This window comes from Croceibacterium salegens, from assembly GCF_009827435.1.
Taxonomy (GTDB): Bacteria; Pseudomonadota; Alphaproteobacteria; order Sphingomonadales; family Sphingomonadaceae; genus Croceibacterium_B; species Croceibacterium_B salegens.
Map to the genome: position 1 here is coordinate 217947 of NZ_WTYM01000052.1, position 19906 is coordinate 237852.

Annotated in this window: 19 protein-coding genes and 2 tRNA genes; 15 read left to right on the plus strand and 6 right to left on the minus strand. The window is 65.4% G+C overall.

Annotation, left to right across the window (positions count from 1 at the left end; genetic code table 11):
* Position 1: 1 nt before the first annotated feature.
* Entirely contained in the window at positions 2-688 is a 687-nt protein-coding gene (gpmA, locus tag GRI89_RS13720) for a 2,3-diphosphoglycerate-dependent phosphoglycerate mutase (RefSeq protein ID WP_159796704.1), read from the minus strand.
* A gap of 40 nt (positions 689-728) precedes the next feature.
* The gene (locus GRI89_RS17835; protein WP_201290933.1) at positions 729-893 is read right to left on the minus strand and encodes a hypothetical protein; all 165 of its coding nucleotides are present in this window, start codon (positions 891-893) and stop codon (positions 729-731) included.
* A 78-nt stretch (positions 894-971) separates the two neighbouring features.
* Between GRI89_RS17835 and GRI89_RS13725 the strand changes: the two genes are divergently transcribed.
* The 3 genes from GRI89_RS13725 to GRI89_RS13735 all read left to right on the plus strand — a co-directional run bounded on the left by GRI89_RS13725 (position 972) and on the right by GRI89_RS13735 (position 3197).
* Positions 972-1046, plus strand: a tRNA-Thr gene (locus GRI89_RS13725).
* A 118-nt stretch (positions 1047-1164) separates the two neighbouring features.
* The gene (locus GRI89_RS13730) at positions 1165-1650 is read left to right on the plus strand and encodes a PH domain-containing protein (protein ID WP_159796707.1); all 486 of its coding nucleotides are present in this window, start codon (positions 1165-1167) and stop codon (positions 1648-1650) included.
* Positions 1647-3197, plus strand: coding sequence for a PH domain-containing protein (locus GRI89_RS13735; RefSeq protein ID WP_328598264.1), 1551 nt, complete (start codon positions 1647-1649; stop codon positions 3195-3197). Before GRI89_RS13730 ends, GRI89_RS13735 begins: the two co-directional genes overlap by 4 nt.
* Before the next feature lie 3 nt (positions 3198-3200).
* Here the strand turns inward: GRI89_RS13735 and GRI89_RS13740 are convergent, their stop codons facing one another.
* Positions 3201-3503 (minus strand): GNAT family N-acetyltransferase, encoded by a 303-nt coding sequence (locus tag GRI89_RS13740; RefSeq protein ID WP_159796710.1) that lies wholly within the window; start codon positions 3501-3503, stop codon positions 3201-3203.
* A gap of 53 nt (positions 3504-3556) precedes the next feature.
* Here GRI89_RS13740 and GRI89_RS13745 point away from each other — a divergent pair, with 53 nt between their 5' ends.
* On the plus strand, positions 3557-4552 hold the full coding sequence (locus GRI89_RS13745; RefSeq protein ID WP_159796713.1) for a threonine aldolase family protein: 996 nt from the start codon (positions 3557-3559) through the stop codon (positions 4550-4552).
* Positions 4549-5469, plus strand: a complete 921-nt coding sequence (locus GRI89_RS13750; RefSeq protein WP_159796716.1) for a DMT family transporter — start codon at positions 4549-4551, stop codon at positions 5467-5469. Before GRI89_RS13745 ends, GRI89_RS13750 begins: the two co-directional genes overlap by 4 nt.
* On the opposite strand, the gene GRI89_RS13755 is transcribed toward GRI89_RS13750, so the two are convergent.
* A complete protein-coding gene (locus GRI89_RS13755) occupies positions 5438-6223 on the minus strand; it encodes a Rossmann-fold NAD(P)-binding domain-containing protein (RefSeq protein ID WP_159796719.1) in 786 nt (261 codons plus the stop codon). The genes GRI89_RS13750 and GRI89_RS13755 overlap by 32 nt on opposite strands.
* A gap of 48 nt (positions 6224-6271) precedes the next feature.
* Between GRI89_RS13755 and pepN the strand changes: the two genes are divergently transcribed.
* The 6 genes from pepN (at position 6272) to GRI89_RS13785 (ending at position 13155) form a co-directional block, all read left to right on the plus strand.
* Positions 6272-8905 carry an aminopeptidase N gene (gene pepN, locus GRI89_RS13760; RefSeq protein ID WP_159796722.1) on the plus strand — a complete coding sequence of 878 codons (2634 nt, stop codon included), beginning with the start codon at positions 6272-6274 and terminating at the stop codon, positions 8903-8905.
* Positions 8898-9662 (plus strand): peptidoglycan editing factor PgeF, encoded by a 765-nt coding sequence (gene pgeF / locus GRI89_RS13765; RefSeq protein WP_159796725.1) that lies wholly within the window; start codon positions 8898-8900, stop codon positions 9660-9662. The genes pepN and pgeF overlap by 8 nt, the downstream gene beginning before the upstream one ends.
* A gap of 175 nt (positions 9663-9837) precedes the next feature.
* Positions 9838-10407 (plus strand): ubiquinol-cytochrome c reductase iron-sulfur subunit, encoded by a 570-nt coding sequence (gene petA, locus GRI89_RS13770; protein ID WP_159796728.1) that lies wholly within the window; start codon positions 9838-9840, stop codon positions 10405-10407.
* A gap of 16 nt (positions 10408-10423) precedes the next feature.
* Positions 10424-11707, plus strand: coding sequence for a cytochrome b (locus GRI89_RS13775; RefSeq protein WP_159796731.1), 1284 nt, complete (start codon positions 10424-10426; stop codon positions 11705-11707).
* A gap of 28 nt (positions 11708-11735) precedes the next feature.
* A complete protein-coding gene (locus tag GRI89_RS13780) occupies positions 11736-12584 on the plus strand; it encodes a cytochrome c1 (protein WP_159796734.1) in 849 nt (282 codons plus the stop codon).
* A 34-nt stretch (positions 12585-12618) separates the two neighbouring features.
* Positions 12619-13155, plus strand: a complete 537-nt coding sequence (locus GRI89_RS13785; protein WP_159796737.1) for an adenine phosphoribosyltransferase — start codon at positions 12619-12621, stop codon at positions 13153-13155.
* Here the strand turns inward: GRI89_RS13785 and GRI89_RS13790 are convergent.
* Positions 13152-13745, minus strand: coding sequence for a nuclear transport factor 2 family protein (locus GRI89_RS13790; protein ID WP_159796740.1), 594 nt, complete (start codon positions 13743-13745; stop codon positions 13152-13154). The two genes, GRI89_RS13785 and GRI89_RS13790, sit on opposite strands and share 4 nt — an antisense overlap.
* A gap of 16 nt (positions 13746-13761) precedes the next feature.
* Entirely contained in the window at positions 13762-14550 is a 789-nt protein-coding gene (locus GRI89_RS13795) for an SDR family oxidoreductase (RefSeq protein ID WP_328598265.1), read from the minus strand.
* A gap of 144 nt (positions 14551-14694) precedes the next feature.
* On the opposite strand from GRI89_RS13795, the gene GRI89_RS13800 reads away from it, so the two are divergent.
* From GRI89_RS13800 to GRI89_RS13815, 4 genes are all read left to right on the plus strand, one after another.
* Positions 14695-14768 (plus strand) — tRNA-Gly (locus GRI89_RS13800).
* Between the two features lie 123 nt (positions 14769-14891).
* Positions 14892-16181, plus strand: a complete 1290-nt coding sequence (locus GRI89_RS13805) for a sugar MFS transporter (RefSeq protein WP_159796743.1) — start codon at positions 14892-14894, stop codon at positions 16179-16181.
* A gap of 62 nt (positions 16182-16243) precedes the next feature.
* Complete coding sequence (locus tag GRI89_RS13810) at positions 16244-17800, plus strand: carotenoid oxygenase family protein (protein WP_159796746.1); 1557 nt, start codon at positions 16244-16246, stop codon at positions 17798-17800.
* Between the two features lie 7 nt (positions 17801-17807).
* Positions 17808-19865, plus strand: a complete 2058-nt coding sequence (locus tag GRI89_RS13815; RefSeq protein WP_159796749.1) for a PQQ-dependent dehydrogenase, methanol/ethanol family — start codon at positions 17808-17810, stop codon at positions 19863-19865.
* Positions 19866-19906 lie beyond the last annotated feature (41 nt).

The following is a 19906-nucleotide window of genomic DNA, read 5'->3' on the forward strand; positions in this document are numbered from 1 at the left end:
TTCAGGTGTCCTTCAGGTAGCGCCGTTCACCCGGCGTCATGCTGTCGTCGAACTGGTAGACGATCGGTTCGCCGGTGGGAATCTCCAGCTCCGTAATGTCCGCATCGGCAATGCCCGAGAGGTGCTTGACCAGCGCGCGCAGCGAATTGCCGTGGGCCGAAATCATTACCGTCTCGCCGCTCGCCAACACGGGCAGTATATCGCTCTCCCAATAGGGCAGAACCCGCTCGATGGTGAGCTTGAGACTTTCCGTGTTGGGGATCGGGATACCCGCGTAACGCGCATCCGCGCCGAGATCGAACTCGCTGCCGGCATCGAGCGGCGGCGGCGGGGTGTCGAAGCTGCGGCGCCAGATCTTGACCTGTTCCTCGCCGTGCTTCTCGGCGGTCTCGGCCTTGTTGAGGCCGGTGAGCCCGCCGTAGTGGCGCTCGTTGAGCCGCCAGTCCTTTGTTTCGGGAATCCACAGCCGCCCGCAGGCCTCGAGCGCGAGGTGCAGCGTCTTGATCGCGCGGGTCTGTACGCTGGTGAAGGCGACGGTCGGTAGCACGCCCTTCTTCGCCAGCAGTTCGCCCGCCGCGGTCGCTTCTGCGACGCCCTTCTCGGTCAGGTCGACGTCCCACCAGCCGGTGAAACGGTTCTCCAGGTTCCACTGGCTCTGGCCGTGGCGCACGAGAATCAGGGTCGGCAAGGAAATCGCTCCTCAGGCGTAAATCAGGGAGCGCTACGCCCTAGCTATCGCGGGCCTCTTTGGAAAGGCCGTCTTCGCCGTCGTCACGCGAGTCGAGCGCGCGCGAATCCAATGCGCGCGACTGGGCCTTGCGGCGGCGCAGGTTTTCCCTGAGCTTGGCGGCCAGCCGCTCTTCGCGCGTTGACTTATCCCGGGGCTCGGTCATCGTGCGGTGCGGTTGCCGCAGCGCGGCGCGCTTGACAAGAGCGCGGGCACGGCTAAGGCGCGCGGCTTCCGGACGAGTGCTGCTGTAGCTCAGTGGTAGAGCGCACCCTTGGTAAGGGTGAGGCCGGGAGTTCAATCCTCCCCAGCAGCACCAGTTCCTTTTCGTCCTACCGCTTCGCTGGTTGAGGGCGTGAGTTTCCCCATATCGCTTGCAGCTACTTGAGGGCGGAGGTGTCTTGCCCGGCGCGGCGTACTATTTATATAAGACACCTATGGACGAGGTATCCAAGGTTCGCGCGGGGAGCGAGCTGACGCCGCTGCACCCCAATCACGTCAAGGTCCTGCGCCTGCAGGCTGCGATATTCGCCTTGCCGTTCGCCGTTGCCGCGTTTGTGTTGGAAGTTGTCGGCGTGCTGCCGACCGGCGCGGTGATCGTCCCGATACTTGCCCTGCTCGCCTGGCTGGTGGTGTGGATGCCAATCCGGCGTCATTACGCTCGCGGCTTCCAGATTGCCGCCGACCGCCTGCGCGTGGTGCGCGGAATCCTGTTCCGTTCGGACACTGTAGTCCCGTTCAGCCGCGTCCAGCACATCGACGTGAGCCGCGGGCCGATCGAACGTTATTACGGCCTATCGACGCTCGTGTTGCATACTGCCGGCACACACAATTCCTCGATCATCCTTCCCGGCCTCGGCGAGCAGGAGGCCCTGGCGATGCGCGAGGCGATTCGCGAAAAGATCGCCAGCGCGGCGCAGTGAACGAAGCGCTTCTCCCCGCCGACGAGCCCAAACGGACGGACCCACGCGGATTCGTGGTCATGGCGCTCACCGCCATGCTGCGCGGCGGCCTGCCGGCTTTCGCCGGGCTCGTGGGGACTGGGGCGATCGGCATGGGGCTGATCGTGCTGCTGCCGGCGATGGCGGCGCTCCTGTCGATCAGCATGGGCGTGGCCTGGCTCAAGTGGCGCCACCTGACCTACACCACCGGGCACGACAGCATCCGTGTCGAACGGGGGCTGCTCAGCCGCCATGCTCGTGCCGTTCCCTACGACCGCATCCAGGATGTCGGCCTCGAGCAGAAACTGCTGCCGCGCCTCTTCGGGCTGGCCGAGGTCAAGTTCGAGACCGGGGCGGGAGGAAAGGACGAACTGTCGCTGACCTATCTCTCGCTCGAGGAAGCCGACCGGCTGCGCGAACTGGTGAAGGAGCGCAAGAGCCTGGACGTAACGCCGGAAGTCGCTCCCGAGGGTGTAGTTCCTGACGGATCGGCGGCGCCTGTCCTGTTCGCGATGGATAACCGGCGTGTAATGACCTTCGGCCTGTTCGAGTTCTCGCTGGTGATCTTCGCCGTCCTACTCGGTGCCGCGCAGCAGTTCGATTTCCTGCTGCCGTTCGACCCGTGGAACTGGGAGCGCTGGGCGGAGTTCGCCACCAGCCATCGCCACGACTTCGATTGGCTCGGCGCGACCGGGCGGTTTGGGGCGGTCCTGGCAGTGGTTTTCGGGTTTCTTGCAGTTGCCGGGGCTGGTGTCCTGACCGGCGTCGCGCGGACCTTTGCCCGAGAATACGGCTTCACGCTGGAGCGCACAGCCAAGGGCTTCCGCCGTCGCCGTGGGCTGTTCACCCGGACCGACGTGGTCATGCCGGTCCACCGGGTCCAGGCACTCAAGATCGCCACCGGTGCGCTTCGACGCCGGTTCGGCTGGCATGGATTGAGTTTTGTCAGCCTGGCGCAGGATGCGAAGGCGGCCAACCACGCGGTTGTACCATTTGCGCAGATGGATGAGATTGCTCCTGTCGTCGAGGCAGCGGGCTTCGAACTGCCGGACAACGGCGTGGCATGGCATCGCGCCAGCCGGCGGTATCGTATCGACTCGGTTATCCGGTCGATCGTCGCATTCGGGGTGCCTGCGACCGCCGCAGCCGGGATCGCTTTGCTGCTCAGCGGCGGGAATGCTGTTTCGACCTCAGCGACCGCGATCGGCCTGGCCCTGCTTGGCTTCGTGCTGGCGGTCCGCCATTGGTTTGTCTGGCGCCACACTCGCCATGCGCTCGACGGGCCACAGTTGTTCGTACAACACGGCTGGCTCGCACCACGGCTGGACATCGCCTCGCAGGTGAAGATCCAGTCGGTCGAGATTGTGCAAGGGCCGATCGCGCGGCACCGCGGCTATGCCGGCATCAAATTCGGTCTCGCCGGCGGCACGCTCGAAATGCATGGTGTGCCGCTCGAAGAGGCTTGCGGAATTCGCCAGGCCGTTATCGACAGCGCTGCGGCGGTCGATTTCTCCGCCCTCCCTCGCTGAGGCTCAGGAAGGCAGCTCGGCAAGCAGGTCTGCCCATTCAGGATGGCGTCGGAAGGCAGCGGCCACGTAACTGCATTGCGGATCAATCTTGAATCCTTCGGCTCGGGCGTCGGCGATCAGCGCTTCGACCAGGGCCGTTGCAATGCCCCGGCCGCGGAGGTCTGGAGGGACATAGGTGTGGTTGGCGATGCGGGCCTCGCCGCGCGCGGTCCAGGTCAGTTCGGCATCGCGCCCGCCGCCGGGAACCACGGCCTTGTAGGCTCCGCGATGGGCATCGCCTTCGCGTCTGACAGCAATACTGGGCATCGTCGCCAGACTCCTTCTTGAATCGAACGGGCCGCGCGGCCATTGCGTTCCGCATGCAGTTCCTGTCCGACAACGCGGCAAGCGTCCATCCGAATGTCTGGGCCGCGATGCGGGCCGCCGACGAAGCTGATTCGCCCTACGATAGCGACCGCATTTCCGCCGAGCTCGACGACCGCTTCGCACAGGTTTTCGGGCGGGAGGTTGCGGTGCTGTGGGTTGCAACCGGCACGGCGGCCAACTGCCTCGCCCTCTCCGCCTTCGTCCCTCCGCATGGCGGGGTAGTGTGCCACCGCGAAGCGCATATCGAGATGGACGAATGCGGCGCGCCGGGCTTCTACCTGCACGGCGCCAAACTGCTCCTGGCCGAGGGCGATCACGCCAAGCTGACGGCGGGGAGCATTGCTGAGGTACTCGATGCCATCAGGCCAGACGTCCACCAGGTCCAGCCGCATGCCATCTCGATCACACAGGCGAGCGAATACGGCTGTTGCTACACTCCCGGTGAGCTGGCGAAGATCGACGTCCTCGCCGGCGAGCGCGGCCTCAAGCTGCATATGGATGGCGCCCGCTTCGCCAACGCCGTGATCCACCTTGGCCGACCACCTGCTGAATGTGCCGGACCGGTCGACGCGCTGAGCTTCGGCTTCGTCAAGAACGGGGCGATGAACGCCGAAGCAATCGTATTCTTCGATCCCACCGTCGCTGATGTGGTGCGCTATCGCCGCAAGCGTGCCGGGCACCTGCAGAGCAAGGGCCGCTTCCTCGCCGCACAGATCATGGCGATGCTTGAAGGCGATACCTGGCTGCACAGTGCCGAGGCCGCCAATGCCGCTGCACGGGCCATCGGTGACGGGGCTGCGGGGCGGCTGCTCCATCCGGTCGAGGCGAACGAAGTTTTCGTGCGTTGCACAGCAGCCGAGCGCGAGGCGCTGCGCCGTCAGGGCTTCGGCTTCTACGACTGGGGGCCAGATGCGGCACGCTTCGTCGCGGCCTGGGATACGCGCGAGGATCACGCCTCAGCGCTGGGCAAGGCCATCGCCACGCTATGACCGAGACTCCGCCGCACGCGCTGCTACGGCCGCGCGTCGCGCTGCCGTTCCTCGCGATTTCGCTGATATGGGGTTCGACCTGGTTCGTCATCACCGGGCAGATCGCCGATGTGCCAGCCGGGTGGTCGGTGACCTGGCGTTTCGCACTCGCAACGCCCGCGATGTTCGTCCTCGCCCTTGCCATGCGCAACCGGTTGGCGATGCCGGGCAGGGCGCACTTGCTGGCCCTGACCATCGGGTTGTTCCAGTTCTCCGGCAACTACAACCTCGTCTACCTTGCCGAACTGCACCTTACGTCTGGCATCGTCGCGGTGATGGTCGGCATGATGATCGTGCCCAACGCCGTGCTTGGGCGCATCGTGTTGGGCCAGCCGATCACCCGGCGCTTCCTCGCCGGCAGCACCGTGGCGCTGGCCGGCATCCTCGTGCTGCTGGCGAATGAGGCGCAATCGGCATGGATCGGGGGCAACGTCGCCTTGGGCGCATGGCTCGGCGTCGGGGCGATGCTCGCCGCTTCCATTTCGAACGTGGTTCAGGCCAACAATACCGGGCGCTCCGTCCCGCTGTTCACGCTGATCTCCTGGTCGATGCTTTACGGCACGCTGATCGACGGCTCGCTTGCGCTGCTGTTCTACGGCCTGCCGGTCATTCCCACGGATCCTCAATACTGGCTGGGTACCGCCTATCTTGCCGTTGCCGGCTCGGTGGTGACCTTTCCGCTCTACTACGGCCTGATTCGTGAGATCGGGGCGGGACGGGCCGCCTATCACAACGTGCTGGTTGTCATTGTTGCCATGCTCATTTCGACCGCGCTCGAAGGCTATCACTGGTCGATGCTGGCAATTGCCGGGGCAGTATTGGCGCTGTCGGGCCTCTTCCTCGCACTCAGGGCGAAGACCGTCCCGCCAGCGACCTGAGCCCCTCGCGGTAGGTCGGGTAGCGCGGCCGCCAGCCGAGCACGCGTTTCGCCTTGCCGTTCGCCACCCGCCGGTTCTCTGCGTAAAACGCGCGTGCCATCGGCGAAAGGTCGGCTTCGTCGAGCGATTGCAGTGGCGGCGGCTCACGTCCAAGCAGGCGGCAGGCCTCCTCGATCACCGCGTTCTGGCTCGCTGGCAGTTCGTCGGCGAGATTGTAGGCTCCTGCAGGCCCTTTGAGTGCGGCGACGACCCCGCTGGCGATGTCCTTGACGTGGATTCGGCTGAACACCTGTCCTGGCAGGTCGATGCGGTGGGCCTTCCCGGCCCACACCCGCTCAAGCGCGCTTCGTCCGGGCCCGTATATGCCCGGCAAGCGAAGCACTCGCGCTCCGCGTTCGAGCCAGGCTGAATCACACTCGCTGCGCGCTGCGCGCCGCCCGTTGCCGATCGGGGAATGTTCGTCGACCCAGGCGCCGCCGGCATCGCCGTAGACACCGGTCGAGGACAAGTAGCCGAGCCAGGGATGCCCCAGCGCAGCACCGTATTTTTCGAGCACCGGGTCGGCCTCTCCCGCAGGCGGAACCGAAGAGAGAACATGGCTGGATTGGGCCAGGGCCGCGTGTACGCCATCCACATCTTCGAACGCAATATTGCCGTCGCGACCGGTTGCCGAAACGGTCCAGCCGATGCATTCGAGCGAGCACTTGATGGCCTTGGCCGAATAACCAAGTCCGAAGATGAACATCTGTGCCATGCGCGCGTTGTAGCCGCATTGGCCCTTGCAGGAAGACCGGACGATACAATGGACATTGCCAGCACCACCGGAATCGGAGACGCCCCGCCCGAACCGAGTCCGCCGCCGCTGATCCGCCGTGAGGACTACGCGCCCTATCCCTGGCGGGTGCCGACGACCGAGCTGAGATTCGTGCTCGGCGTCGACAAGACCACGGTCCAGGCGAAACTCAAGGTCGAGCGGAACCCACATGCCAACCCCGCCAACGTGCTGCGGCTTAACGGTGACGGGCTCAAGCCGGCTGGCGTGTGGATCGACGGCTCTCTCGCCAACAGCTGGGAAATGGACGGCGACGACCTGCTCATCACCCTGCCGGGCGACGCCCACGAAGTCAGCATCGACACCCAGATCGACCCGGCGGGCAACAGCCAGCTGATGGGACTCTATGCCTCGAACGGGATGCTCTGCACGCAGTGCGAGGCCGAAGGCTTCCGCCGCATCACCTTCTTCCCCGACCGGCCCGACGTTCTCTCGACCTACACTGTGCGGATGGAGGGTTCGAAGGCGGACTTCCCGGTGCTGCTGTCAAACGGCAACTGCACGGCATCGGGCGAGGGCGAGGACGGCTCGCACTGGGCGGAGTGGCACGATCCCTGGCCCAAGCCGAGCTATCTCTTCGCGCTCGTTGCCGGTCAGCTGGTCGCAAATACGGATAGCTTCACGACGATGAACGGTCGCAAGGTCGACCTCGCCATCTGGGTGCGCCCCGAGGATCTTTCTCGTACCGACCACGCGATGGAGTCATTGAAGCGCTCGATGCAGTGGGATGAACAGGCGTTCGGCCGCGAATACGACCTCGATGTGTTCAACATCGTCGCCGTCAGCGACTTCAACATGGGGGCAATGGAAAATAAGAGCCTCAACATCTTCAACACCAAGTACGTGCTGGCCGACCAGGAGACCGCGACCGATGGCGACTACGACGCGATCGAGGGCGTCATCGGCCACGAGTACTTCCACAACTGGTCCGGCAACCGCATCACCTGCCGCGACTGGTTCCAGCTCTCGCTGAAGGAAGGCTTCACCGTGCTGCGCGACCAGCTGTTCAGCGCGGCGATGGGCAGCGAGCCGGTCAAGCGGATCGAGGACGTGCGAGTGCTGCGCTCCGTCCAGTTCCCCGAGGATTCGGGGCCGCTGGCGCACCCGATCCGCCCCGACAGCTACCGGGAGATCTCGAACTTCTACACCGCCACGGTCTACAACAAGGGCGCCGAGGTCATCCGCATGATGCGCACGATGGCCGGCGAGGAGCGCTTCCGGCGGGGCACCGACCTCTATTTCGACCGTCACGACGGCGAAGCGGCTACCTGCGAAGACTTTGTCACCGCGATCGAGGACGGCGCCGGGCTCGACCTCGCCGACTTCCGCCGCTGGTACCAGCAGGCCGGCACTCCGAAGGTCTCGGCGAAGCTCGAGCACGTGGGCGATACTGCTACATTGCACCTCGAGCAGGCAGTCCCGGCGACCCCAGGCCAACCCGACAAGCGGCCGATGCCGATTCCGCTCAAGATCGCGCTGTTCGACAGGAAATCCGGGAAACACCATGGTGAACAACTGGTTACGCTGACTGAAGCTCAACAAACCTTCAGCTTTGCCGGATTCGACGAATCCCCGGTCCTGTCGATCAATCGCGACTTCTCGGCACCGGTTGCGATCGAGCGCGAGGTGGCGGACGAGGACCTCGTCTTCCTCGCCGCCAACGACGACGACCCGTTCGCCCGTTACGAGGCCATGCAGGACCTCGTCGTCGGCCACCTGCGCGGACTGCTCAGCGGATCGGTCGATGCGGCCAAGCGTGATTCCGGCCGCGCCGCGATCGGCGAGGCGTTCCGAGCGGTCATTGCCGATGGCGAGCTCGACGACCTGATGCGCGGCGAACTGCTGACGCTGCCGGGTGAGACCTATCTCGCCGAGCAGATGCTGGTTGCCGACCCGGCCGCGATCCGAGCCGAACGCGAGGGCCTCAAGGCCTGGCTTGGACAGTCGCTCGAAAGCGACCTCGTCGCAATGCATGAACGTGCGGCCGCTGCGCCGGGCGGGATGTCGGCAGAGGCCAAGGGCGCGCGCAAGATCAAGACCTCGGCGCTCGTCTTCCTCGCCGCGGGCAATCCTGATTTGGCCGAAACGATGGCCGCGGCGCAGTACGACGCTGCCACGACGATGACCGACCGGCAGGGTGCGCTTATGGTGCTGACCAGCCTGCAGGGCCCGCAGCGCACGCACAAGCTGCTCGACTTCTACAACCGCTTCAAAGGCAACGCGCTGGTGATCGACAAGTGGTTCGCGCTTCAAGCCAGCTCGCTCCACCCGAGCGTGCTCGAACAGGTCAAGGCGCTGGCTGGTCACCCCGACTTCACGCTCAAGAACCCGAACCGGGTGCGCTCGCTCTACATGCCGTTCACCGGCACCGCGCAGGGCTTCCACGCGGCGAGCGGCGGGGGCTACAAGATGATCGCCGACCTGATCCTCGAGCTCGACCCGATCAACCCGCAGACGGCGGCGCGTTTCGTGTCGCCGCTTGGCCGCTGGCGGCGCATCGAGCCGGAACGCTCGGCGCTGATGAAGGGCGAACTCGAACGGATTGCCGCGGCGCCCAAACTGAGCCGCGACACCTACGAGCAGGTCACGCGCAGCCTTGGCTGACGAGCCGGTCGAGGTCATTCGCAGTACGGCCCTGTCGGGGATCCCGCACGGATTCCTCGGCCGCCGCGGCGGCGTGTCGCAAGGCGTGATCGCCGGCCTCAACGCCGGACTGGGCGCGGGCGACGACGACGAAGCGGTTGCCGAGAACCGCCGCCGCGCCGTCGCGGCGGTGCTGCCCGGCGCCGACCTTGCCACGGTCTATCAGGTCCATTCGGCCGAGGCCGTTCCAGTCGTCGCCTCGTGGCCGCAGGACGAGCGACCGCGCGCCGACGCCATGGCCACCGACCGTCCCGGAGTGGTGCTCGGGATCGTGACCGCCGACTGCGCGCCGGTCCTGCTCGCGGATCGCCGCGCCGGGGTGGTCGGCGCTGCGCACGCCGGTTGGCGCGGGGCCTACGGCGGCGTGCTCGAAGCCGTGGTCGAGGCGATGGAAGCGCTCGGCGCACACCGCGAGGACATCGCGGCAGCAATCGGTCCGGCGATCGCACTGGAAAGTTACGAAGTGGACGACGGCTTTCGCGAGCGCTTCACGGCCAGCGACGGTCGCTTCTTCGTGCCCGGGAGGGAAGGCCACTGGCACTTCGATCTCGAAGGCTATGCCGAGGCCCGGCTCGATGCGATGGGCGTCGGCGTGATCGATTGCCTCGGCCTCGACACCTACACCGACGAAGCGAGGTTCTTCTCCTACCGCCGCGCCACACACCGCGGCGAACCGGATTACGGACGGCAGATTTCCCTCATCGGGCTGCCGAATTAGCGCGAATTCCACGCCTGCCTAGATCTGCCCAAAATGCCTGTTGGCATGACGGGCAGCCTCGTCTATCAGCCCGCCCAAGTCGGCTGCCGGGGGTCCTCTCCGGATGGGCGATGCATTGAATGAGAACGGTTGCGTCCTTCCCACTGCAGGCGGAACCGATGGCAAGGCAGGGATAATGGCGACAACCACCGGCACCGCGGACCTGGATACGCATGCCAATGAAGACGGCGTTCGCCGCCGCGACTTTATCGAAATTGCTGCGGTCAGCGCGGCTGGCGTAGGCGGGCTCGTCACGCTCTATCCGCTGATCAGCCAGATGGCCCCTTCAAAGGACGTGTTGGCCGAAAGCACGACCGACGTCGATCTTACGGGGATCGAGCCGGGCATGGCGATCAAGGCGATCTTTCGCAAGCAGCCGCTGTTCGTGCGCAACCTGACGGCCAAGGAAATCTCCGAGGCTCAGGCGGTTCCGCTCGGCGAACTGCGCGACCCGGAGTCGCTCGAGCAGAGGACCAAGGAAGGCAAGGCAAACTGGCTCATCACCATGGGTGTCTGCACCCACCTCGGCTGCGTCCCGCTGGGCGCCGGCGAGGGTGAGAACAAGGGCCCCTTCGGGGGCTACTTCTGCCCGTGCCACGGTTCGGCTTACGACACCGCGGCGCGTATCCGCAAAGGCCCGGCTCCCAAGAACCTGGAAGTGCCGGCTTACGAATTTACCTCCGACACCGCGATCCGCGTCGGCTGAGGCGAAAGAGAGAACGATGAGCTTTCCCTGGGCGAAGCATTACGAACCCAAGGCGCCTTTCATGCGCTGGATCGACGAGAAGCTGCCGCTGCCGCGCCTCGTCTACAATGCGATCGGTGGCGGTTACCCGGTTCCGCGCAACCTCAACTACATGTGGAATTTCGGCGTCCTCGCCGGCTTCTGCCTGGTCCTGCAGATCGTCACCGGTGTCATCCTGGCGATGCACTACGCGGCCAATGCGGCGGTGGCCTTCGATTCGACCGAACACATCATGCGCGACGTCAACTGGGGTTGGCTGATGCGCTATGCCCACGCGAACGGCGCTTCGGCGTTCTTCGTGGTGGTCTACCTGCATATTTTCCGCGGCTTCTTCTACTCCTCGTACAAGGCACCGCGCGAAATGGTCTGGCTTCTCGGCGTGGTCATCTTCCTGCTGATGATGGCGACCGGCTTCATGGGTTACGTCCTGCCGTGGGGGCAGATGAGCTACTGGGGCGCCAAGGTCATTACCGGCCTGTTCGGCGCGATCCCGGTCGTCGGCGAGCCGATCCAGATCTGGCTGCTCGGCGGTTATGCGCCGGACAATGCCGCTCTGAACCGCTTCTTCAGCCTGCACTTCCTGCTGCCGTTCGTGATTGCGGGCGTCATCATCCTGCACATCTGGGCGCTGCACATCCCGGGTTCGTCGAACCCGACGGGCGTCGAAGTGAAGAGCGAGAGCGACACCCTGCCGTTCCACCCGTACTACACGGCAAAGGACGGCTTCGGGCTGGGGGTCTTCCTGATCCTCTACTTCGCGATGGTGTTCTTCTTCCCGAATTCGCTCGGGCACCCGGACAACTACATCCCGGCGAACCCGCTGAGCACGCCGGCGCACATCGTGCCCGAATGGTACTACTGGCCGTTCTACGCGATCCTGCGTGCCTTCACGGTGGACTTCTTCTTCGTCCCGGCGAAGCTGATGGGCGTGCTGGCGATGTTCAGCGCGATCCTGGTGTGGTTCTTCCTGCCGTGGCTCGACAAGTCGCCGGTCCGTTCGGGCCACTATCGCCCGATGTTCCGCAAGTTCTTCTGGGTGCTGGTAATCGACGTTCTCGTTCTCGGGTACTGCGGCGGTTCGCCGGCCGAAGAACCGTTCGTCATGATCAGCCAGCTCGCCACTGCTTACTACTTCCTGCACTTCCTCGTCATCCTGCCGATCGTCTCGTCGATCGAGCGTCCCGAACCGTTGCCGTTCTCGATTACCGAGGCGGTGCTTGGATCGGACGACAAGGCAGTGCTCGGCGAGAGCAAAGCGTAAGCGAACGGGTTAGGGGAAAGTAAGAGAAATGGTCCGTATCATCGGAATCCTCGTCGGCCTGTTCTTCACCGCAGCGGTGCTGTGGGCCTTCGGCAATGGCGCCGTCCAGGTCGCCTCGCAGGACTACTTTGTAGAGAAGACGGCTGAGACCGAATTCCACCTGCATCCAAAGGAACTCGATCAGGCGAGCGATCATCTCGTCGCCCACTGGGACAAGCAGCAGCTGCAGCGCGGGTACCAGGTCTACAAGGAAGTCTGCGCCGCGTGCCACTCGCTGCGCCACGTCGCGTTCCGCGATCTCGAGCAGATCGGCTACACCGAAGCGCAGGTGAAAGCGATCGCCGCGACCTGGCAGGTTCCGGGCGTCGATCCTGTGACCGGTGAGGCGACCACGGTGCCGGGCAAGCCGACGGACTACTTCCCGCTGGTCTATCTGAACGACGTTGCGGCGCGCGCTGCCAACAACAACGCCATCCCGCCGGACCTTTCGCTGATGACCAAGGCGCGCCACGAAGGCCCTGCCTACGTCTATTCGCTGCTGACCGGCTATTCGGAGATTCCGGCCGAGCTTACGGCTGAGTTCCCCGACTTCTCGACCCCGCCGGGGCTGCACTTCAATCGCTACTTCGCGAACCTCAACCTGGCGATGCCCCCTCCGCTCGCGGTGGACGATCAGGTGACCTACGCGGACGGCACTCCGGCGACGATCGACCAGATGGCGAAAGACGTTTCCGCGTTCCTGACCTGGACGGCCGAACCCAGCCTGCCAAAGCGCAAGCAGACTGGCTGGCCGGTGATCGGCTTCCTGATCTTCGCCACGATCCTGGCGTACCTCGCCAAGAAGCAGATCTGGGCTCGCGCCAAGAAGAAGGCCTGATGAGCCGGCGCCCCCGCAGCGGGGCGCCGCGCCCATGACTCCCGCCGAAATCAAGGCGCTGGTCCGCACGGTGCCGGACTTCCCGGCACCGGGCATCCTGTTCCGCGACATCACCACGCTGATCGCCCACGGACCCGGGCTCTCGGCGACGCTCGATCATCTCGCCGACGCCGCGCGCGATCGCGGGGCCGAAGCGATCGCCGGGCTCGAAGCGCGCGGGTTCATTTTCGGGGCGATGGTTGCCGCCCGGCTCGGCCTCGGCTTTGTTCCGCTGCGCAAGCCGGGCAAGCTGCCAGTCGATGTGATTGGCGTCGACTACGCGCTCGAATACGGCACTGCGCGGCTCGAACTCGACCCGACCCTCATCGACCAGGGCGAACGCGTCGTGGTGGTCGACGACCTTATCGCCACCGGCGGCACTGCGCTCGCCGGGGCCGACCTGCTGCGTCGCGCCGGAGCCACCGTCGATCACGCCCTGTTCGTCATCGACTTGCCCGAACTCGGGGGTGGTGAGGCCTTACGCGCCGCAGGCGTGGAGCTATGGGCGCTGATGGCGTTCGAGGGGCATTAGGCTCCAGGTTTCGGGCGATAGACCGGATTGTCGTCTGTTGCCCGCATGTTCGGGTTTTCCTCGTTGTAGATCTTGCGCCGGGCGAAAAGCCAGCGGCCGTCGACCTTCTTCAACTCGTCTTCGTAGTGGCCGTAGGTCCCGAGGTAGGGCCGGCCGGCGCGGGCGTCGTTGTTGAACTCCCACCAGTACGAGGTCGAGCGCGCGGTATCGCCGTCGATCTCGAGCACGAGGTTGGTGACGTAGTGGCGCACGCGCTGGCGGTGGTAGGGGAAGCTGGCGTCGGCCTTGGCCTTCTCGCGCACGGCCATGTCGTCCATCACCTTCTTGAGCTCGGCATGGCCATGTTCGACCCCGCCGGCGAAATCGAGGATTCCGTCCTCGGTGAAAGTCGCGGCGTAGGCTTCGCCGTCCTGCCAGTCGAAGGCGTAGAGATAGCGGCTCATCAGGTCCTCGATCTCCGCCCGGTCGTTGCCGTAATTGGGTCCGTACACGATTGCCTCCTCTCCGTGCTGCGCTGCCCATGCGATCGCCAGCGGGGTCGATAGCGACAGGCCGGCGATCGCGGCCAGTGCAAGCTTGGACAGGTGCATGAAACTCTCCCGGTGATCAGAATGTCGAATTGGTCGCGCCGCCGTCAATCACCAGGCTCTGCCCGGTGATGTACTTCGCGGCCTCGCTGCAGAACATGGCGACGATTGCCCCGGCATCGTCGGGATCGCCGAAGGTACCGCTGGCAATGTGCCAGGCCTCGACGAACTCGGCGACCTCCTGTTCGAAAGTAATGCCCTTGGCTTTTGCCCGGGCGTTGAACAGCTCGTCGACCGTCGCGGTGTAGTGCATGCCGGGCAGGACGGTGTTGATCGTCACCCCATGCTTGGCGACGACCTTGCTCACGGCAACCGCGTAGTTGGTCAGCGCCGCGCGGGTGCTGCCCGATAGGATTCGGATCTCGCCTGGGTACTTGGCCGCCACCGTGGCGATGTTGACCACCCGGCCCCAGCCGCGCTGCGCCATGCCGTCAACCACGGCGTTCATGAAGTCGATCGGACCGAGCAGCGAGATGCGGATCGCCTCGTGCCACTGCGCCGCGTCGATTTCGCGGTAGTCGGGGGTCATTGGCGGCGGCGCGCAGGTGCCGACGAGGATGTCGGGCTCAGGGCAGGCCGCAAGGATTGCCGCGCGTCCCTCCGACGTCGCGTGATCGGCCACGACCGGCACGACCATCGAACCGGTCACATCGGCGATCACGTTGCACGCCGCGACAAGCCGCTCCTCTCCGCGGGCCGAGACGAACACTTCGCAACCCTCGCGGGCCAGCGCCAGCGCGGTGCTCTTGCCGATTCCGGCGCTGCCGCCGTTGACGATGGCCTTGCGCCCGCGAATGCCGAAATCCACTCGCCTCTCCCTCGTTGTCGCCGCCGAAACTGGCCGAACCGTCGGGAGCGCGCAAGCGACAACCGGCGGCTTTAGGCGAATTCCGTGAACGAGGGTGCTTGACGCCGCGCCGCGCTTGGTGGCAAGCGCCCCTTCCGGCTCAGAGCGGGTATAGCTTAGTGGTAAAGCTCCAGCCTTCCAAGCTGGCTATGCGGGTTCGATTCCCGCTACCCGCTCCAGCCTTTCCCCAGTTTACCTTCCCCGAGAGTATCGCCGCCGCGCAGCGCTGCTAGAAATGCACTTGCCTGACCGGCGTGGGCGTTTAGGGAACGTTCACATCGAGGGAATGGAGAGGTCTGAGGATGGCACTGGCACCGGATATTTCGAGCAGCACGGATCCCAATCCGATCGAGGATGAGGGTACGCACATCGATGCGCCCGGGCTGCAGCCTTTCGTGTTCGGACTGTTCTTCATCTTCGGCGGCATCACCTCGCTCAACGACGTGATCATCCCCAAGCTCAAGGAGCTGTTCACGCTCTCCTACTTCGAGGCGAGCCTGGTGCAGTTCTGCTTCTTCATCGCCTATGCGGTGATCGGCATTCCCGGCGCGCGGCTGATCAAGAAGATCGGCTACATGCGCGGCGCGGTGGCCGGGCTGCTGACAATGATGGCTGGCTGCCTGCTGTTCATTCCGGCGAGCCAATCGGCGCTGTTCGGTGTCTTCCTGTTCGCCTACTTCATCCTCGCAACCGGGGTGGTGCTGGTTCAGATCGTCGCTAACCCGCTGATCAGCCTGCTCGGCCCGGTCAAGACGACGCACAGCCGGCTCACCTTTGCCCAGGCATTCAACTCGCTGGGTACGACGATCTTCCCCTATGTCGGATCGATCCTGATCCTCGGCACCCTCGCCACGGTCACCGCGGCAGAGCTTTCGGGTGCCGAGCTCGATGCCTACCGCACGGCCGAAAGCCAGGCGATCGTCCATGGCTACCTCGGGCTAGCCGCCGCCTTGGCGGTGGTCGCCGGTGCGGTCTGGATGTTTCGCGATCGGCTCAAGGGCGAGAAGCACGACGCCTCCAGCCTCGCCGAGGGTCTCGCGTTGCTCAAGCGGCCGCGCTTCGGATACGGCGCGGCCTGCATCTTCCTCTACGTCGGGGCGGAAGTCTCGATCGGCAGTTTCATCGTCAGCTACCTGATGCAGGCCGATGTGCTTGGCCTACCCGAACAGTCGGCCGGCAAGCTGATCTCGCTGTACTGGGGCGGGGCGCTGGTCGGGCGGTTCATCGGTTCGGGCGTGCTGCGCCTGGTCAGCCCCGGCAAGGTACTGGCATTTACCGCGCTGGGTGCGATCGCGCTGATCGCCATATCGGCCAACACCACCGGTACGGTGTCGGGCTATTCGCTGCTCGCGGTCGGCCTGATGAACTCAATCATGTTCCCGACGATCTTCGGGCTCGCCTGCGAGAAGCTCGGGCCGCGCGCCGCCGACGGTTCGGGGATCATCAACGTCGCCATTGCGGGCGGCGCTGTGATCCCGGCGCTCTATGGCGCGCTGGCCGACGGAATCGGGCTCGCGGCGGCGCTCGCCCTGCCTGCCGTCTGCTACGCCATCATCGCCGGCTTCGGGGTCTACGCGCGCCGTCCGGCCTGACGAAGGCTTGCAAACCTTTTTGCATGTGACAAGAGTGCTCGCCCAGACGGGAGAGCATTCAGATGGCAAACAGGACTGACGGACCGAACCTGGGGCGGCGTTCGTTCCTTGGCGGGGCGGCGACGATTGGCACGGGCGCGGCGCTGCTCGGCAGCGGCGCGCCGGCGCTGGCCTACGAGGGACCGGCACCGCAGGTCGACTTTCCCGAGGACCCTCGCGCCTTCGGTGGCGGACCGGCAGGCACGAACACCCGCGCCGAGATCGACCTTTATGACTGCGAGGTCGAGGGCAGCCTGCCGAGCGACCTCGACGGAGCGTTCTACCGCGTCGGACCCGACCCACAGTATCCCAAGGACCCGAAGTGGGCCGGCGACATACCGTTCGACGGCGAGGGCCACGTCTCGATGTTCCGCATCAAGGACGGCCACGTCGATTACCGCACCCGATATGCCAAGAACCAGCGTTGGAAAGCCCAGCACGAGGCGCGGCGAAGCCTGTTCGGGATGTACCGCAACCACATGACCGACGACCCGAGCGTGGAAGGTCTCAGTCGCGGCACGGCCAACACCCAGCTCTTCGTCCACCACAAGAAGCTGCTCGTCTTCAAGGAAGACAGCCCGCCAGTCGCCATGGACCCGCTGACGCTGGAAACGACCGACGACTACTACACCTTCGGCGGCAAGCTGGAGAGCCAAACTCACACCGCGCACCCGAAGATCGACCCGATAACCGGCGAATACCTCTCGTTCGGCTACGAGGCGGGCGGGTTCCTGTCGAAGGACGTCAACGTCTTCACCGCCGACCGTGACGGCAACATCAACTGGTCGGTCACTGTCGAGGCGCCCTACGCCGGGATGATGCACGACTTCGCGATGACCCAGCGCCACGTCGTCCTCTATCTCACCAACATGGCCGCCAACCTGCCGCAGATGGAAGCGGGCGGGGTGCACTTCGCCTACGATTCGTCGCTGCCGTGCTACATGGGCGTGATGCGTCGTGGCGGGGACGGGAAGGACATCAAGTGGTTCACCGGCCCCAACATGTTCTGTACCCACGTGATGGGTGCATGGTCGGTCGGCGACAAGGTCATCTCCGACTGGGACGGGGGTGAGGCGAACCAGTTCCCGTTCTTCCCGCAGCTCCACGAGCCGTTCGATTTCAAGAAGTCGACCGGCTACATCCGGCGCTTCACCGTCGACCTGTCGAAGAAGAGCAACGACACCTTCCAGGTCGAGACGATCTATCCCGAGGTCACCGGCGTGCTCAGCCGGCAGGACGACCGCTTCCACACGCTGCCCTATCGCTACGGCTACCTGCAGGGGAACGGAGGCTGGTGGATGATCGACCATGGCGACAAGACCACGCAGCTCATCAGTGTGCCGGATTACCGCTTGTCGGAAATGACATTCGTGCCGCGCCAGCCCGATTCCGACGAGGGCGACGGATACCTGATCGGCATCGGTTCGAGCGTGAAGGAAGCCGGACGCAGCGACCTCATCCTCGTCGACACCAAGCGTGTGGCCGATGGGCCGATCGCGCGGATCAAAATGCCGTTCAAGGTTGTCGGGCAGGTCCACGGCTTCTGGGCCGGGGCGCAGGACATCGGGGCCAAGGCCTGATCCGGACATGAGAGCGATCGCCGCGATCACCGCTGCCGCGCTGCTGGCGGCCGCCGGACCCGGTGCGGCCGGGGTCACCGACGCGCGACTCGCCGCGCCCGCTCCTGGCGATTGGCTGTCGACCGGGCGAACCTATTCGGAGGAACACTACAGCCCGCTCGACCAGATCAACGCCGGCAACGTCGGTCAGCTCGGCCTCGCCTGGTTCGCCGACCTCGCGACCGATCGCGGACAGGAAGCGACGCCTCTGGTCATCGACGGCGTGCTTTACGACGTCGAGCCGTGGAACATCGTCACTGCCTATGACGGGGCGACCGGCCGCAAGTTGTGGACCTACGATCCGCAGGTGCCGCTCAAGTTCGGGCGGCTCGCCTGCTGCGACATCGTCAGCCGCGGGCTCGCGGCGTGGGGCTCCAACATCTACGTTGCGACGCTCGACGGGCGGTTGATCGCGCTCGACGCGAAAAGCGGCAAGCCGGTCTGGTCGGTGCTGACGGTCGACAACTCCAAGCCCTACACCATCACTGGCGCGCCGCGCGTCTATGGCGGCAAGGTGCTGATCGGCAACGGCGGCGCCGAGCGCGGGGTGCGCGGCTATGTCACGGCCTACGATGCGGCCACCGGCAAGCAGGACTGGCGCTGGCACACGGTGCCCGGGAACCCGGCCGACGGGTTCGAGAATGCGGCGATGGAAATGGCCGCGAAGACGTGGACCGGCGAGTGGTGGCTTTCGGGCGGAGGCGGAACCGCGTGGGACGCGATGGCCTACGATCCGGCGCTCGGCCTCGTCTACATTGGCGTCGGCAACGGTTCGCCCTGGGCTCAGCATTTCCGCAGCCCCGGTGGCGGCGACAACCTGTTCCTTGCCTCGATCGTCGCGCTCGATGCGAAGACCGGCGAGTATCGCTGGCACTACCAGACGACGCCGGGCGAGGAGTGGGACTACACCGCCACCCAGCCGATGATCCTTGCCGACCTCGCGATCGGAGGGCGCACCCGGCAGGTCCTGATGCAGGCGCCGAAGAACGGATTCTTCTACGTCCTCGACCGCAAGACTGGGGAGTTGCTCAGCGCCACCAATTTCGCGCCGATCAACTGGGCAATGGGCGTCGACATGCGCACCGGGCGTCCGGTCGAAAACCCAGAGGTGCGCTACGGAACCGATCCGGTCATGGTTTCGCCGGGCGCGGGCGGGGCCCACAACTGGAACCCGATGGCGTTCAGCCCGAAGACCGGGCTGGTCTACCTGCCGGTTACCGAAACCTACATGTCCTATGGCCTCGCCGACGACTACGATCCGGCCAAGGGCGGGCTCGGCACCAGCTTCTTCGGCAACGACGAGAAGCGCAAGGCGCAGGCCGAATACGCCGACACCCACTCGCGCGGCTGGCTCTCGGCGTGGGACCCGGTGGCGGGCCGCGAGGTCTGGCACACGCCCTACGAGCAGAAGGGTTCGGGCGGGGTGCTCGCCACCGCCGGGAACCTCGTGTTCCAGGGCAGTATCGGCAAGACCTTCGCCGCCTATCGCGCCGACACCGGCGAGAAGGTCTGGGAGATGCCGGTCCAGCAGGTGCCGATCGCCGCGCCGATCGCTTACATGGTGGATGGGGCGCAATACATCGCGGTCAACGCCGGGTGGGGCGGCGGGCTCGCCCATGTGGAGCGCTCGAATTACGAGAAGCTTATCCTCGGCAAGCCGCGGCTGCTGGTCTTCAAGCTCGGTGGAACGGCCAAGCTGCCGCCGATGCCCGCCGAATCCTTCGCCGTGCCGGAACTCTCGCCACCGCCCAAGCTGGAAGCCAGCGCGGAGACGGTCGCACAGGGCGAGGCGCTTTACGCCGAGCAATGCTCGCTGTGCCACGGCCCGGCGGCGCGCGGCGGGATCAAGGACCTGCGCCACATGGCCCCGGCGACGCACGCCGAATTCCTCGACATCGTGCTCGGCGGCAAGCGCGCAAGGCAGGGAATGGCAAGCTTCGCCGACACGCTGGACGAGGAGCAGGCGAAGGCGATCCACGCCTACCTCATCGCCCGCGCCAACGAGGATTGGGACGGCACGAATTAGATTGACCGCGATTTCGTTTCGAGCGAAACGAACGTGCCCGC